At 76.1% G+C, this 14513-nt stretch carries 14 protein-coding genes and 1 tRNA gene; 4 read left to right on the top strand and 11 right to left on the bottom strand.

Annotated elements, in window-relative coordinates; genetic code table 11:
* Positions 1 to 209: 209 nt before the first annotated feature.
* Entirely contained in the window at positions 210 to 959 is a 750-nt protein-coding gene (locus ACGFNF_RS14880) for an SAM-dependent methyltransferase (RefSeq protein WP_393168247.1), read from the bottom strand.
* Between the two features lie 120 nt (positions 960 to 1079).
* On the opposite strand from ACGFNF_RS14880, the gene ACGFNF_RS14875 reads away from it, so the two are divergent.
* The 3 genes from ACGFNF_RS14875 to ACGFNF_RS14865 all read left to right on the top strand — a co-directional run bounded on the left by ACGFNF_RS14875 (position 1080) and on the right by ACGFNF_RS14865 (position 2748).
* A complete protein-coding gene (locus ACGFNF_RS14875; protein WP_393168245.1) occupies positions 1080 to 1961 on the top strand; it encodes a universal stress protein in 882 nt (293 codons plus the stop codon).
* A gap of 98 nt (positions 1962 to 2059) precedes the next feature.
* Complete coding sequence (locus ACGFNF_RS14870; protein ID WP_132237733.1) at positions 2060 to 2272, top strand: phosphatidylethanolamine-binding protein; 213 nt, start codon at positions 2060 to 2062, stop codon at positions 2270 to 2272.
* A complete protein-coding gene (locus ACGFNF_RS14865) occupies positions 2269 to 2748 on the top strand; it encodes a hypothetical protein (RefSeq protein WP_357578884.1) in 480 nt (159 codons plus the stop codon). The genes ACGFNF_RS14870 and ACGFNF_RS14865 overlap by 4 nt, the downstream gene beginning before the upstream one ends.
* Here ACGFNF_RS14865 and ACGFNF_RS14860 read toward each other — a convergent pair.
* A complete protein-coding gene (locus ACGFNF_RS14860; protein ID WP_132237737.1) occupies positions 2745 to 2948 on the bottom strand; it encodes a hypothetical protein in 204 nt (67 codons plus the stop codon). The two genes, ACGFNF_RS14865 and ACGFNF_RS14860, sit on opposite strands and share 4 nt — an antisense overlap.
* A gap of 120 nt (positions 2949 to 3068) precedes the next feature.
* On the opposite strand from ACGFNF_RS14860, the gene ACGFNF_RS14855 reads away from it, so the two are divergent.
* Positions 3069 to 3719 (top strand): hypothetical protein, encoded by a 651-nt coding sequence (locus tag ACGFNF_RS14855; protein ID WP_393168242.1) that lies wholly within the window; start codon positions 3069 to 3071, stop codon positions 3717 to 3719.
* Between the two features lie 5 nt (positions 3720 to 3724).
* On the opposite strand, the gene ACGFNF_RS14850 is transcribed toward ACGFNF_RS14855, so the two are convergent.
* The 9 genes from ACGFNF_RS14850 to fdh form a co-directional block, all read right to left on the bottom strand.
* Positions 3725 to 3910, bottom strand: a complete 186-nt coding sequence (locus tag ACGFNF_RS14850) for a hypothetical protein (protein WP_148710079.1) — start codon at positions 3908 to 3910, stop codon at positions 3725 to 3727.
* A 52-nt stretch (positions 3911 to 3962) separates the two neighbouring features.
* Entirely contained in the window at positions 3963 to 5252 is a 1290-nt protein-coding gene (locus ACGFNF_RS14845; protein ID WP_393168240.1) for a hemolysin family protein, read from the bottom strand.
* A 1-nt stretch (position 5253) separates the two neighbouring features.
* The gene (locus tag ACGFNF_RS14840; protein ID WP_089000292.1) at positions 5254 to 5451 is read right to left on the bottom strand and encodes a hypothetical protein; all 198 of its coding nucleotides are present in this window, start codon (positions 5449 to 5451) and stop codon (positions 5254 to 5256) included.
* A gap of 40 nt (positions 5452 to 5491) precedes the next feature.
* Positions 5492 to 7255 carry a selenocysteine-specific translation elongation factor gene (gene selB, locus ACGFNF_RS14835; RefSeq protein ID WP_393168238.1) on the bottom strand — a complete coding sequence of 588 codons (1764 nt, stop codon included), beginning with the start codon at positions 7253 to 7255 and terminating at the stop codon, positions 5492 to 5494.
* A gap of 3 nt (positions 7256 to 7258) precedes the next feature.
* Positions 7259 to 8563, bottom strand: coding sequence for an L-seryl-tRNA(Sec) selenium transferase (selA, locus tag ACGFNF_RS14830; RefSeq protein WP_393168236.1), 1305 nt, complete (start codon positions 8561 to 8563; stop codon positions 7259 to 7261).
* Positions 8564 to 8582: 19 nt separating this feature from the next.
* A tRNA-Sec gene (locus tag ACGFNF_RS14825) sits at positions 8583 to 8678 on the bottom strand.
* A gap of 45 nt (positions 8679 to 8723) precedes the next feature.
* A complete protein-coding gene (nrfD, locus tag ACGFNF_RS14820) occupies positions 8724 to 9803 on the bottom strand; it encodes an NrfD/PsrC family molybdoenzyme membrane anchor subunit (RefSeq protein ID WP_393168234.1) in 1080 nt (359 codons plus the stop codon).
* Positions 9800 to 10924, bottom strand: coding sequence for a 4Fe-4S dicluster domain-containing protein (locus ACGFNF_RS14815; RefSeq protein ID WP_393168232.1), 1125 nt, complete (start codon positions 10922 to 10924; stop codon positions 9800 to 9802). Before ACGFNF_RS14815 ends, nrfD begins: the two co-directional genes overlap by 4 nt.
* Positions 10914 to 14213, bottom strand: a complete 3300-nt coding sequence (gene fdh / locus ACGFNF_RS14810) for a formate dehydrogenase (protein WP_393168231.1) — start codon at positions 14211 to 14213, stop codon at positions 10914 to 10916. Before fdh ends, ACGFNF_RS14815 begins: the two co-directional genes overlap by 11 nt.
* Between the last annotated feature and the right edge of the window lie 300 nt (positions 14214 to 14513).

Raw genomic sequence — 14513 nt, 5'->3', positions numbered from 1 at the left:
CGCGGGCGGCACCCGGCGCCCGGCGCCCACGTCGCCTCGGCCGGCGGGTGCTGCGGGGGCAGCCGCACGCACCCACGACGGCCAGGTTGCTGCGGCGGCGGGCGACGACCGGTGTTCAGGCGACCGGTGTCCAGGCGGCGACCCGGGTGCCGCGGTGACGGCCGGTCAGGACGGCAGGCCGCACACGCGTACCTCGCCGTCCGAAGGCGTCAGCACGCCGGGGAGTGGACGGCGACCCCGCCGTGGAAGGCGTCGGGCACCTGCGCGGGCGGGCCGTCCGGCCGCCACCGGGCGATCGGGACGATGCCGTCCCCGGTGGGAGTCCAGCGGCCCAGCAGCGGCACGAACGCGGCCGGTGGGCGCATCCGGAACGCCGGGCCCATCATCGCGAGGGCCGCCGGGAAGCCGGCCAGTTCCTCCGTGTCGAAGTCGACGGCGAGCAGGCTGCCCGGCACGGTGGCCTCGTAGAGCTCGTCGAGGGTGCGGGCCAGCGTCTCGTCGTCGAGGAACGCGGCCAGACCGAGGAAGACCACGCCGACCGGTCTCCTCCCCCACCCCGGCACGAACCGGTGCAGCTGGGCGCGGTCGACCGTGCCGATGTCGGTGGCGTCGCCGTAGCCGTAGCCGGCCCGGTCGCTGCCGGCCAGCAGGCGCTGGCCGAGGCGGATGGTGACCGGGTCGACGTCGGTGTAGAGGACGGTGGCGTCCGGGGCGACCTCGTGCACGTTGCCCATGGTGGGCACCCCGGCGCCGAAGACGAGGAAGCTGTCGACCCCCCGCGCGGCCATCGCCCGGACCGCCCGGCCGAGAAACGCGCGCAGCTCGCGGAAGACCGGCTCGCACGGCCCGTACGCCTGCTCGAAGTCGCGGGCGGCCGCCACGTCGACCGGGAAGTGGTGCTCCCCGCCGAGCCAGAAATCGATCATCCGCGCGGTGCTCGGCTGGTCCGGCTCAACCATCGACGACGCTCCCTCCCCGGTGGGCGTGGACAGCGTACCCACCGGTCGGCCTGCGCGGTATCGGCCCGCCGACGGGTTCCCGGCCGCGATACTGGCCGGGAAGCGGCGGGAGGTGGGCGGGTGAACTCGGCGAACGGCGCGGCGGTGGTCGTCGGCGTGGACGGCTCGGACTCGTCGCTGCGCGCCGTGCGGCTCGCCGCCGTCGAGGCGGCCCGCCGGCACCGGCCACTGCGGATCGTGCACGCCTTCATCTGGCCCCTGCTGCGTGTGCCGGTCGAGGCCCCCGCCGCCGGCCCACCCGGCGCCGGCCTGCGGCACCAGGCGGAGCAGGTCGTCGCCGCCGCCACGGACGAGGCCGAGGCGACGGTGCCCGGGTTGCGGATCTCCGGCGAGATCATCGACGGCGAGGCCGCCGCGGTGCTGCTCGGCGAGTCGCTGGCCGCCGCGATGATCGTGCTCGGCGACCGGGGGCTCGGCGGCTTCTCCGCCCTGGTGGTGGGGTCCGTCGCGGTGCAGGTCGCCGCGTACGCCGACTGTCCCGTGCTGGTCGCCCGGGGCACCGACCACCCCGACGGGGCCGTCGTCGTCGGCGTGGACGGCTCCGAGACGGCCCGGCTGGCCGCGGAGTTCGCCATGGAGGAGGCGTCGGTGCGCGGCGCGGCGGTGGTCGCGTTGCACGCCTACCGGCATCCGACCTCCACCGGCCCCGGGGACATGCGACCACTGGTGTACGACGACGCCGAGCTGCGTTCCGAGGAGGAGCGGGTGGTCGCCGAGTCGATGGCGGGGCTCACCCAGCGGTGGCCGGACGTGCCGGTCAGCCGGGAGACGACGCGGGGCCGCCCCACCACCGTGCTCGCCGAGGCGTCCCGGCGGGCCCAGCTGCTGGTGGTCGGCCGGCAGGGACGCGGCGAGCTGACAGGGCTGCTGCTGGGCTCGGTCAGCCAGTCGCTGCTGCACCACGCCGACTGCCCGGTCGCGGTGGTCCGCGCGCCGCGCTGAGCCGGGCACCGCGCCGGACCGGTCGCGGGGTTGGCCCCCGCGCAGGCGGGTAGACGAGCGCGGTACGCCAACGGCGACGACGACCGGAGGAGGCAGTGATGCCAGGACCACGGCCGGGCAGCAACGCGTACGACAAGCAGCGGGCACGCATCCGGAACGCGATCGACGATTCGGGACGACGGGTGCCGGACGACAAGGCCAACGACGTGGCCAACCGGATCCTGCAGTCCGACCGGGGACAGCGGGGGGTCGTCCGCGGCGAGCGGGTCTACGGCCCCAAGGGCGAGCGCGAACCGGGCGACCCGAGGTGAGGGCGACGAACCTGGCCGACGGGGCGATCGCCGGCGCCGTCGGCAGCGCCGCCCTGAACATGGTCAGCTACCTCGACATGGTGCTGCGGGCGCGGCCCGCGAGCAGCACCCCGGAGGAGACCGCCGGGCGGGTGGCCCAGGTGGCACACGTCGACCTGGGGCCCGAGGATCGGGCGGCCAACCGCCGCTCGGGCCTCGGGCCCCTGCTCGGCTACGGCATCGGCGTGGCGGCGGGCGTCGGGTACGCCCTGCTCGCCCGGGGCCGCCGGATGCCGCTGCCGCTGGCCGCCGGGGTGCTCGGCGGCACCGTCATGACGATGTCCGACGGGTCGATGACCGTGCTGGGCGTGACCGATCCGCGCACGTGGCGCCGGTCGGACTGGCTGGCCGACCTCGTGCCGCACCTCGCGTACGGCGTGGCGGCCGCAGCCACCTGGAACCGGCTGCGGCCGCCCGTCGCGGGCCGGAGCTGCTAGCCCCGGGCGCTCTCGTCGTCGGCGACCGGCTCCGTGGCCGGGCCGTACGGCGACACCTGCCCCCGGGGCACCGGGCGCCCCTCGTCGCCGTGCGACGAGCCGCGGTTGCGCGGGTGCCCCGCGGGGTTGGGGCCCTTGCTGTCCTGGCTGGTGGCGCCCTTGTTGTTGCGGCGGAACTCCTCCTGCTGCGGGTTCACCACGGGTTTCTCCTTCCGGGGTCCGGCCGTGTCCGACGTCGGTTACCCGTCCGCCCCGGCCGCATACCCGCCGGGGCGGACGGTCGCAGGGGTGGCCGGGCGCAGGGCGGGTACACGCCGAGGATGGGCGACGACCGGAAGGTGGCGCGGGTCCTGCTGGAGCGGCGCGGCCGCACGTACGCCGAGGAGGCGGGCATCACGCTCGCCGACCGGCCCGCCCCGCTCTACCAGCTGCTGGTGCTCGCCACCCTGCTGAGCACCCGGATCCGGGCCGGGGTGGCCGTGTCGGCCGCCCGCGAACTCTTCGCCGCCGGCTACCGGACCCCGCAGCGGATGGAGGCGGCGAGCTGGCAGGACCGGGTCGACGCGCTGGGCCGGGGCCACTACCGCCGCTACGACGAGCGGACCTCGACGATGCTCGGCACCGGCGCCCGGCTGTGCCTGGACCGCTGGCGGGGCGACCTGCGCCGGCTGCACCGCGACGCCGGCGGTGAACCGGCCGGGCTGCGCCGGCTGCTGACCGAGTTCCCCGGCATCGGCCCCACCGGCGCCGACATCTTCCTGCGCGAGGCCCAGGTGGCCTGGGCCGACCTGCGCCCGTACGCCGACCGGCGGGCCCTGGCCGGCGCGAAACGCCTCGGCCTGCCCGGCTCGGCGGACCGGCTGGCCGGGCTGGTCGACCCGGGCGACTTCGGCCGGCTCGCCTCGGCGCTGGTCCGGGTGGCCCTCGGCGAGGAGTCCGCCGGTGAGGTCACCCGCGCCGCCGCCGCCTGAACGGGCTACTTGGCCGTCTTGTCGCCCGGCTTCGTCAGGTGCCACACCAGCAGCGCCGCCAGCAGCGCGAGCACGACGAGGCCGCCGGAGACGCCCCGGCCGTCCTCCTCGCTGCGGCCGGTGGTGCCGAAGTAGATCACCGCGAGCCCGGCCAGCACGGTGACGAACGTCCGCATCCCTCGGTCCTTCACGTACCGGACGGTACGTCCTGATCCACGCCGTTCGTGACGGTTCCCGCCGCCGTCACCCGACCGGGTCGGGGCCGGCGGAGAAGCCGCGCAGCCGGACCCGGCGGATGGTGCGGCCGGCCACCTCCACCACCTCGACGGTCAGCCCCGGCAGGTGCACCGTCTCCCCCGGTCCGCTCGGCAGGTGCCCCAGCCCGGCCAGCACCAGCCCGGCCACCGTCGTGTACTCCCGCGACGGCCGGAAGTGCAGGCGCACGCCGACGTCGGCCAGGTCGTGCAGCGGGAAGTCGCCGGGCATCAGCAGTGAGCCGTCCGGTTCCCGGGTCACCCCGGTCACGTCCCGGTCGGTCTCGTCGTACAGCTCCCCGACGACCTCCGCCAGCAGGTCCTCCATGGTGATCATGCCGTCGACCCCGCCGTGCTCGTCGACGACGAGGGCGAGCTGCTGGTGGCACAGCCGCAGCTCGCGCAGCGCGTCGGCGACGGGCAGAGTGCCGGGCAGCAGCAGCGGCGGACGGGCCCGGTCGGCAACCGTCGCCGCGTCCGCCCCGACGAGTTCGCGGATGTGCACCACGCCCCGCACCGCGTCGAGCCCACCCGGCCCGACGACCGGGGCGCGGGAGCGGCCGGCGGCGGCGAGCCGGCGCAGCCCGTCGGCCGCGGGCATCGTCTCGGGCAGCATCGTCACGTCCAGCCGGGGCACCAGGATGTCCCGCAGCGTCCGGCCGGCGATGTCGAACGCGCCGGTGAGAATCTCCCGCTGCTGTGCCGACAGGCCCCGCTGGCTGACCAGGATCTCCCGCAGCTCGTCCTCGGTCATCTCCGTACGGTTGGCGCGCGGGTCCCCGCCGGCGAGCCGCACCACCACGTCGGTGGCCTTGCTGAGCAGCCAGACCGCCGGCCGCGACAGCCGGGCCAGCAGGTCCAGCGGCCCGGCGCTGACCAGCCCCCAGCGTTCCGCGCGCTGCATCGCCAGCCGCTTGGGGGCCAGTTCGCCGACGACCAGGGTGACGAACGTCAGCAGCACGGTGACCAGGACGATCGCCGCCCCGCGCGCGGCCCCGCCCAGGAAGCCCAGCGGCCCCACCAGCGGCTCGGACAGGGACACCGCGGCGGCGGCGGAGGCGAGGAACCCGGCCAGGGTGATGCCGAGCTGGATGGTCGCCAGGTACCGGTTGGGGTCGCGGACCAGCCGGGCCAGCCGCTCACCGGACCGGCTGCGCCGGCCCAACTGCCGCACCTGCCCCTCGCGCAGCGTCACCAGCGCCATCTCGCTGCCCGACAGGGCCGCGTTGACCAGCACCAGCACCGCCACCAGCGCGAGCTGACCGAGCTGCGCCCCCATGTCAGTCGACCTCCAGGTCGTCGAGGGAGATCTTGTGCGTCATCAGCCACCGGGCCAGCGCCGACATCCCGAACAGCCACAGCGGCGCGGACTCGGTGGTGCCGTTGGTGGCGAAGATCGCGAAACGCAGGTCCGGCGCCCGGTACGCCTCGATCCGCCACTTGTGCTGCCGGTCCCGCCAGACCGCGGAAGGGTCCATGGCGCCACGCTAGGCGACCGCCGGCCCCGCCGGGGCGGCTTCAGGAGCGGGCCGTCACCACGACCCGCGCGTCGTCGGGCAGCCGGCGGGTGGCGCCGCGACGGTCCAGCAACTCCAGCAGCGGCACCGCGACCCGGCGGGTGGTGTCCAACGCCCGCCGCGCGGCGCTGAGCGTGAACGGCTGGGGCAGCCCGGCCAGCACCCGCACGGCGTCGTCGGCCGCGCCGGGCAGCAGCACCACGTTCTCGGCGAGCCGCAGCAGCGCCCCCGCGCGGACAGCCGCGCCGATCTCCCGGGGACCCAGCCCCAGGTCGGCGAGGTGCTCGGCCTCGGGGGCGCGGAACGGGCGGTCGGCGTACTCGGCGCGGACCCGGGCCACGGCCCGGGCCACCGGTTCCGGCAGCGCGTCGACCGCCGACGCGGTGACCCGACCGGCGCGCAGCCGCAGCGGCGGCCGGACCAGCGCCTCGACCAGCGCCCGCTCGGGCAGGTCCAGGCGCTGGCGCAGCAGCTCGACCGGCGCGCCCGCCTCCAGCGGGTGCTCCCGCGAGTGCCGGGCGACCTCCTCGACCAGCCGGGCGCCGAGGCCCCGCCAGTGCTCCGGGTCGGCCAGCCAGTCGCCGGCGACCGGCCGCCCGGTGACCTCGACGCCCATGCGGATCAGGTCGGCGGCCCGGGCCAGCCGCCGCCGTCGCAGCTCGCCGGCCAGCTCGGGGCGGCCGTCCACCGTCGCCAGCACCGCCGCGCGGGCGACCGCCGCGCCCCGACGGGTCAGCGGCGGCGGGGCCACGTCCAGCACGGTCACCCCGCCCGCGACGTGGTGCCGGCCCGGGTCGCGCAGCAGCGCCCGGTCCCCGACCAGCAGCGGCAACGGCCGGGCCAGCCGCAGCCGGGCCGTGTCCGGGCCGAGCGGCCGGACCCGGGCCGGCACCGCCGCCGCGCCGATGTGCAGGGTCAGGGTGGCCGGCAGCTCCCCGGTCGGGTCGCCGGCCAGCCGCACGTCCAGCAGGTCCGTGCGGTGGAACCGGCCGGGGGTGAGCAGCGCGTCGCCGCGCCCCAGTCGGTCCCGGGGCGTGCCGCGCAGGTTCACCGCCACCCGGGCGACCGGGCCGACCTCGGGCCGGGCCACGCCCAGGGAGTGCAGGCCGCGCACCCGCACCGCCTCCGCGCTGCCGGCCAGCTCCAGCTCGTCGCCCACCCGCAGCCGACCGGCGCCGAGCGTCCCGGTCACCACCGTGCCGGCGCCGCGGACGGTGAAGGCGCGGTCCACCCACAGCCGCACCGGCGCGTCGGCCCGCGGGGCGGGCAGCCGGGCGGCGAGCCGGTCCAGCGCCGCGCGCAGCTGCGGCAGGCCGGCGCCGGTCACCGCGCTCACCGCCACCGCGTCGACCACGCCGAGGGACGTGGCGGCCAGCTCCGCCCGGGCCCGGGCTGTCGCCGGCCCCGGATCCGCCAGGTCCGCGCGGGTCACCACCAGCAGGCCGTACGACACCCCGAGCGCGTCCAGTGCCGCCAGGTGCTCGGCCGACTGCGGCATCCAGCCCTCGTCGGCGGCGACGACGACCAGCGCGGCGGGCGCCGGGCCGACGCCGGCGAGCATGTTCGGCACGAACCGCTCGTGCCCCGGCACGTCGACGAACGCCACCGTCGCGCCCGAGGGCAGCGTGCTCCAGGCGAAGCCGAGGTCGATGGTCATGCCCCGGCGGCGTTCCTCGGCCCACCGGTCGGGTTCCATCCCGGTCAGCGCCCGCACCAGTGTCGACTTGCCGTGGTCGACGTGCCCGGCGGTGGCCACCACGAACACGCCTCAGCCCTCCCCGGGCACGCGCAGCACGGCGGCGCGCAGCGCCGCGTCGGCGTCGGCGGGCACGCAGCGCAGGTCGAGCAGCAGCCGCCCGCGTACCACCCGGCCCAGCACCGGCGGGTCGCCGAGGCGCAGCGGAGACGCGTACCGCTCGGGCAGGGCGAGGGCCCAGGAGGGCAGCTCGACGCCGGGGGCGCCACCGCCGCCGACGACCGCCCCGGCGGGCACCACCTGCGCCTCGCACCCGTCGGCGGCGAGCGCGGCGCACAGCCGCTCGGTGCGCGCCCGCAGCGCGTCCGGGTCGACGTGCAGCGCGGCCCGGGTGGGGGTCTCCGGATCGGCGAGGGTGGCGGCGAGCGCGGCGAGGGTCAGCTTGTCCACCCGCAACGCCCGGGCCAGGGGGTGCCGGCGCAGCCGTTCGACCAGGTCGGCGGCACCGAGCAGCAGCCCGGCCTGCGGGCCGCCGAGCAGCTTGTCGCCGCTGGCGGTGACCAGCGCCGCCCCGGCCCGCAGGGTGCTGGCGGCGTCCGGCTCGGCGGGCAGCAGCGGGTCGGGCGCGAGCAGCCCGGAGCCGATGTCGGCGACCACGGGGACGCCGAGGGTGGCCAGTGCGCGTACGGGCACGGCGGAGGTGAAGCCGGTGACCTGGAAGTTCGACGGGTGCACCTTGAGCACGAAGCCGGTCCGGGGACCGATCGCGGCGGCGTAGTCGTCGAGCGTGCTGCGGTTGGTGGTGCCGACCTCGCGCAGCCGGGCGCCGGTGCTCTCCAGCAGGTCGGGCAGGCGGAACCCGTCGCCGATCTCCACCAGCTCGCCCCGGCTGACGACGATCTCGGCGTCGGCGGCCAGCGCGGTCGCGGCGAGCACCAGCGCGGCGGCGCCGTTGTTGACCACGTGCACCGCGCCCGCGTCCGGCACCGCCGCCGCGAGGGCGTCGAGGGCGTCGCGCCCGCGCCGGGCCCGCCGCCCGGTGCCCAGGTCCAACTCGACGTCGGTGTGCCCGCTGGCGGCGACGACCGCCGCCACGGCGGCGGGCGACAACGCGGCGCGACCCAGGTTGGTGTGCAGCACCACGCCGGTGGCGTTGAGCACCGCCCGGGGCGCCGGCGCCGGCAGGGCGGCCAGCGCGGCGTCGCGTACCGCCTCGGGGGTGATCTCGCCCCGGCGGGCGCGCTCCTGGGCGCGGTGGACGGCGGCCTTGACCCGCTCCCGCCCCAGGGTGCCCGCCGCGGCGGCCAGCCGGGGGTCGGCGAGCAGCGCGTCGGTGCGCGGCACCCGCCGGCGCGGATCGGCCGCGACGTCCCCCATGATCCCCACTTCCGCAGCATGGCGGAGACGGACGGGAATCGAACCCGCCTGGCCCGGATCCCGGACCACACCGGTTTTGAAGACCGGGAGGGGCACCAGCCGCCTGAACGCCTCCACGCAGCAGTGAACCACAGGCCCGGCGGGCGTGTGCGGGGAGGCGTCAGCCCTCGGCGGCGCGCCGCCGCTCGAGGCGCTCCCGCTGCGGCAGCACCGTGTACTTCGGATCCTTCGCCGAGGCCACGCCGCCCTCGAAGATGCCGAACCGGGTCGCCACCGAGGCGCCCAGCAGCGCCACCCCGGACAGCGCGGAGAGCGTGCGGCTGCGCCGACCCAGCAGCGCGCCGGCCACCCCCGCGGCGGTCAGGGCCCGCCCCGCGCGCAGCAGGCGACCGGGCCGGCCGGTGCGGTAGGGCTCGCTGAGCAGCCCGAGCCGGGTCTCCACCCGGTGCGCGCCGTACAGCTCCAGGGCCGCGCCCGCCACCGCCATCCGCCGGGCGGGACCGGCCTGCGCGGCGGGCGCGGCGATCAACCCGACGCCCGCGCCGCTGGCCAGGGCGCTGCCCGCGAAGATGACAGGCAGTTCCGGGTACGCCTCGTGCCACGACGGCACGGCCGTGTCGGCCAGCAGCACCCCCGTGTACGTCGCCAGCGCCGGCGCGGTCGCCGCGGCGGCCAGCCCGGCGGCGTGCCCCACCGGCGGCAGCACCCGGCGGGCGAGGCCGGGCAGCCCCCGCTCGGGCAGCCACGCCGCGCCCTCGGCGACCGCCGCGAGCCCGGCGGCCGGGCCGAAGGCGCCGAGGATCCAGGTGCCCACGGACATGGGCGAGGTGGGCTTGGCCACCCGGAGCATGTGGTGGAACCGGGCGGGCCGCCCCAGGTCCTTGATCAGGAAGACGGTGCTGGCGGTGACCGCCGCCAGCGAGGCGACCCTGCCGGCGCGGCGCAGCGCGGGACGGCCGGTGAGCTGCCCGCCCGCCGCGAGCAGCGACGAGCCGGCGGCCAGCCCGCCGGTGAACAGGTACGCGGCGATGTCCCACTTCCAGACCGGCGCCTTGAGGATCGGCCGGCCGTAGTAGGAGGTGAACTCGGCCTCCGGGACCCTCAGCTCCTCGCCGCCGCGCCGGGCCCGCCCGCCCCTGCCGTTCCTGGGCGACCCGGCCGGGCCGGCGTCGGGGGTGCCCGCGTCGAGGCGGTCGCGGAAGCGGCGGAACCGGTCGCCGACCGGGCGGTCCGTGCTCACGAGGATCCTCCGACGAACGCGGCGACGGCCGCCGCCGCCATCGCCAGGGCGGCCAGGCCGGCCCGCTTCCACATCTTCGGCAGGTCCCGGGTGGTGACCACCGGGTCCGGCGGCAGCCCGTACACCTCGGGCTCGTCGAGCAGCAGGAAGAACGCGCCGTCGCCGCCGACCCCGTCGCCGGGGTCGTGCCCGTAGAGCCGCGCCTCGGGCACGCCCCGCTCGTGCAGCGTCGCCACCCGGGCCGCGGCCCGCTCCCGCAGCTCGTCGAGGGGGCCGTACTGGATGGACTCGGTCGGGCACGCCTGCGCGCAGGCCGGAGTGTTGCCCGCGCCGATCCGGTCGTAGCACAGCGTGCACTTCCACGCCCGGCCGTCGCCCTTGCGCTGGTCGATGACGCCGTAGGGGCATGCGGAGATGCAGTAGCCGCAGCCGTTGCAGATGTCCTCCTGCACCACCACCGTGCCGAACTCGGTGCGGAACAGCGAGCCGGTGGGGCAGACGTCGAGGCAGGCCGCGTGGGTGCAGTGCTTGCAGACGTCGGACATCATCAGCCAGCGGAAGTCGGTGCGCCCCTCCGCGCCCCCGGCACGCCCCGGCGGCTGCGCCCCGGGCATCCCCAGGAACTCCGGCCCGCCGGTCCGGCCGGCCGTGCTCGTGCCGGCGGGGCCCGTGCTCGTGCCGGCGCTGGTACCCGGGCCGGTCCCGGTGCCGACGGCCATCCGCGCGGCCGCGTCCGCCGCGCCCGGCGGCACTCCCGGCTCCGTGCCGGTCGGGTTGCCGACGCCGGCGGCCACGGCCGCCGACGAGGCGCTGACCGAGCCGCCCGTCGGCGTGCCGGCGAACGGCGGGCTGCGGTGCCCCGCCGGGCGGGGCTGCTCGACGAACGCGACGTGCCGCCACGAGTTCGCGGTCAGCGCGCCGGTGTTGTCGTACGACATGCCGAGCAGGTCCAGCCCCGAGCCGGGGACGTCGTTCCACTCCTTGCACGCCACCTCGCACGCCTTGCAGCCGATGCAGACGCTCGTGTCGGTGAAGAAGCCCATCCGAGGTGGGGCGTCGGTCCAGCCGGCCTCCGGAGCCGGATCCAGCGGCCCGGACAGGCTGTGCGGGTCAGGAAGCATCGGTGCCCTCCCCGGCGCCGTCGGCGGGCTCCGGCGGGGCGAGCGCCCCCGGGGTGAGCGTCGGTGCCGGCTGGCCGGGGACGATGCCCGCCCGCCGCTGGTAGTCGGCCACCAGGTCCAGCAGGGCCGGGCCGGTGGGCCGCCGACCGGGCCGCACGTCACAGGTACCGATCTTGCTCTCCTGGATCAGCACGTTCGGGTCCAGGGTGATCCCGAACAGGTCGTTGGCCGAGTCGCCCGTCACCAGGCCCTCGAACCCGAAGTGGTACGGCAGCCACACCTGGTGGATCACCCGGCCGTCCACCCGCAGCGGGCTGAGCCGGTCGGTGACCAGCACCTTCGCCTCGATGACCGCCCGCCCGCTGACCAGGTGCGCCCAGCCCAGGTGCGCCAGGCCCACCTCCGCGGCCAACTCCGGGGACACCTCGACGAACATCTCCGGTTGCAGCTCCGCCAGGGGCCGCACCGTACGACTCATCCCGCCCGCCGTGTGGTGCTCGGTGAGCCGGCTGACCGTGAACACGTACGGGAAGACCTGGCTGTGCTCCTGCGGCGGGCTCGGGTTCACCGAGTTCACCGGGTGCGCGTACACCTTGCGGGTGGGGTTGGCCTGCTGCCGGTAGAACGGGTTGCGCACCGGCGACTCGGCCGGCTCGTAGTGCGTCGGCAGCGGGCCGTCCAGCACGCCGCTGGGCGCGTACAGCCAGCCCTTGCCGTCGCCCTGCATGACGAACGGGTCGTCGCCGGCGATCCCCTCCGGGCCGGACGCGCCCTCCGGCGGCCGGTACGTCGGCGGCTTGGTCCGCTCGAAGTCCGGCACGTCGTAGCCGGTCCACTCCCCGGCGTCCGGGTCCCACCACACGTAGCGCTTGCGTTCGCTCCACGGCCGGCCCTGCGGGTCCGCCGAGGCCCGGTTGTAGAGGGTGCGCCGGTTCGCCGGCCACGCCCAGCCCCACTCGGCGGCCACCCAGTCCTGCTCGTGGCGCGACCTGCGCCGCGCCGCCTGGTTGACGCCGTCGGCGTACACCCCGGAGTAGATCCAGCAGCCCACCGCGGTGGAACCGTCGTCGCGGGCCTCGGCGAACGTGGACAGCGGGCGGCCGGTCGCCACCTCGTACCCGTTGATCTCGCGCAGCACCGCCTCGGCGCTCGGCTCGGCGTGCGGACCGTGCATGGGATAGTCCCAGGCCAGGTCGAGCAGCGCCCGGTCGCGCGGCAGGTCGGAGCCGGCCAGCTTCTCCCGCAGCCGGCGCCCGAGGTGGTAGAAGAACCACAGCTCGGAGCGGGCGTCGCCCGGCGGTTCGACGGCCTTCTCCCGCCACTGCAGCAGCCGTTGGGTCTGCGTGAAGGTGCCCTCCTTCTCCACGTGCGAGGCGGCCGGCAGGAAGAACACCTCCGTCTTGCACTGCTCCGGCACGATCTCGCCGGTGGCGACCTCGGGGCTGTTCCGCCAGAACGTCGCGCTCTCGATCATGAAAAGGTCGCGGACCACCAGCCAGTCCAGGTTCGCCATGCCGAGGCGCTGCGCCCGGCCGTGCGCCGAGCCGACCGCCGGATTCTGGCCGAGCAGGAAGTAGCCCCGCACCTTCCCGTCGATCATGTTCAGCACCTGCTGGTACGTCCCGTGGTCGCCGGTCATCCGGGGCAGGTACCCGTAGCAGAAGTCGTTCTCCGGCGTCGCCGCGTCCCCCCAGTACGCCTTGAGCAGGCTCGCCGCGTAGGCGCGGGCGTTACCCCAGAAGCCCTTCTGGCCCGGGTGGCGGATGCTGTCCACCCACTCGTCGAAGGTGGGGTGATCGGCGTGGTGCGGCATCGGCAGGTAGCCGGGGAGCAGGTTGAACAGCGTCGGGATGTCCGTGGAGCCCTGGATGCTGGCGTGCCCCCGCAGGGCCAGGATGCCCCCGCCGGGGCGGCCCATGTTGCCCAGCAACAGCTGGATGATCGCGCCGGTACGGATGTACTGCACGCCGACGCTGTGCTGCGTCCACCCCACGGAGTAGATCAGCACGCCGGTGCGCTCGCGGCCCGAGTTGGCCGTCCACGCCTCGGCCAGCTCCAGGAACTTCTCCCGGGGGATGCCGCAGACCCGCTCCACCATCTCCGGGGTGTAGCGGGCGAAGTGCCGCCTGAGGATCTGGTAGACGCAGCGCGGATGCTGCAACGTCTCGTCCCGCTCCACCTGCCCGCCCACCTCGGCGCCGTGCGACTCGTGGCGCAGCCCGGCGGCGGTGTCCCGCTCCTTCGCGGTGTGCCCGCTGCCGGAGTCGGACTCGTGGCCCGCGTACTGCCAGGAGTCCTGGACGTAGCTGCCCGTCTCCGGGTCGAAGCCGGAGAAGAAGCCGTCGCCGTCCTCGGTGTCGACGAAGCGCTCGCTGACGATCGTCGCGGCGTTTGTGTACGCCAGCACGTACTCCCGGAAGTCCAGCTCGTTCTCCAGGATGTGGCGCACCACGCCACCGAGCAGCGCGATGTCGGAGCCCGCGCGGATCGGCAGGTACGTGTCGGCCACCGCGCTGGTGCGGGTGAACCGCGGATCGACGTGGAACACCTTGGCGCCGCGCCGCTTGGCCTCCATCACCCACTGGAAGCCCACCGGATGGGCCTCGGCCATGTTCGAGCCCTGGATGACGATGACGTCAGCGTTGGCGACGTCCTGCTGGAAGTCCGTCGCGCCACCGCGACCGAAGCTGGCCCCCAGACCGGGGACGGTGGCGGAGTGTCAAATGCGCGCCTGGTTCTCGATCTGGAGCGCCCCCATCGCCGTGAAAAGCTTCTTGATGAGGTAATTTTCCTCGTTGTCCAGCGTCGCCCCACCCAGGCTGGAGATGCCCAGCGTGCGATTGAGCGGCCGGCCCTGCGCGTCGACGTCCTCCCAGGTCTCCGCCCGCGCGGCGAGGATCCGGTCGGCGATCATGTCGAGCGCGACGTCGAGCTCCAGATCCTCCCACTCGGTGGCGTAGGGCCGCCGGTAGCGGATCTTCGTCTGCCGCAGGGGGCTGGTGACGAGGCTCTTGCTGGCCGAGCCCTTCGGGCACAGCCGGCCCCGGGAGATCGGGCTGTCCGGGTCGCCCTCGATCTGGGTGACCGCGCCGTCCTTCACGAAGACGCGTTGGCCGCAGCCCACCGCGCAGTAGGGGCAGACCGAACGCGCCACACTGTCGGCGGTCTCGGTGCGGGCGGTCAGCTCCGCCGACCGACCCGACTGCGCCGCGGCGCCCCGGCCCAGCGGGTCGGTGCCGGTGAGCTGCCGGTACACCGGCCAGCCCTGGATGAAGGTCCGCAGACCCACGCGCGACACCCCCTCTCCCGGCCCGTCCGTCACAGCCAAACATGAACATAGGCCAGGCCGCCCGGGACCGCGACCCGTGCCGCCGGATCACCACCCCGACGGTCACCGCCCGCTTCCCGCGGCGTCGCCCATGGCCGTACGCGACCGGTGTCCTGGGGGCGGTCCGCTCCATGTCGGCTGGCGGCGAAGACAGCGCCGCCCCCGGGCCCGGAGGCTCGGGGGCGGCGCCGGTGTCGGTGTGCAGGTCGCCTCTCGGCGAGTGGCGCGACGCGGCTCCAGCCGGACGGTATTCCGCGAAGG

Source organism: Micromonospora sp. NPDC048868, from assembly GCF_043198195.1.
Lineage (GTDB): Bacteria > Actinomycetota > Actinomycetes > Mycobacteriales > Micromonosporaceae > Micromonospora > Micromonospora reichwaldensis.
Note: the sequence above shows the minus strand (reverse complement) of the source record. Positions and strands in the feature narration are given on the sequence as shown.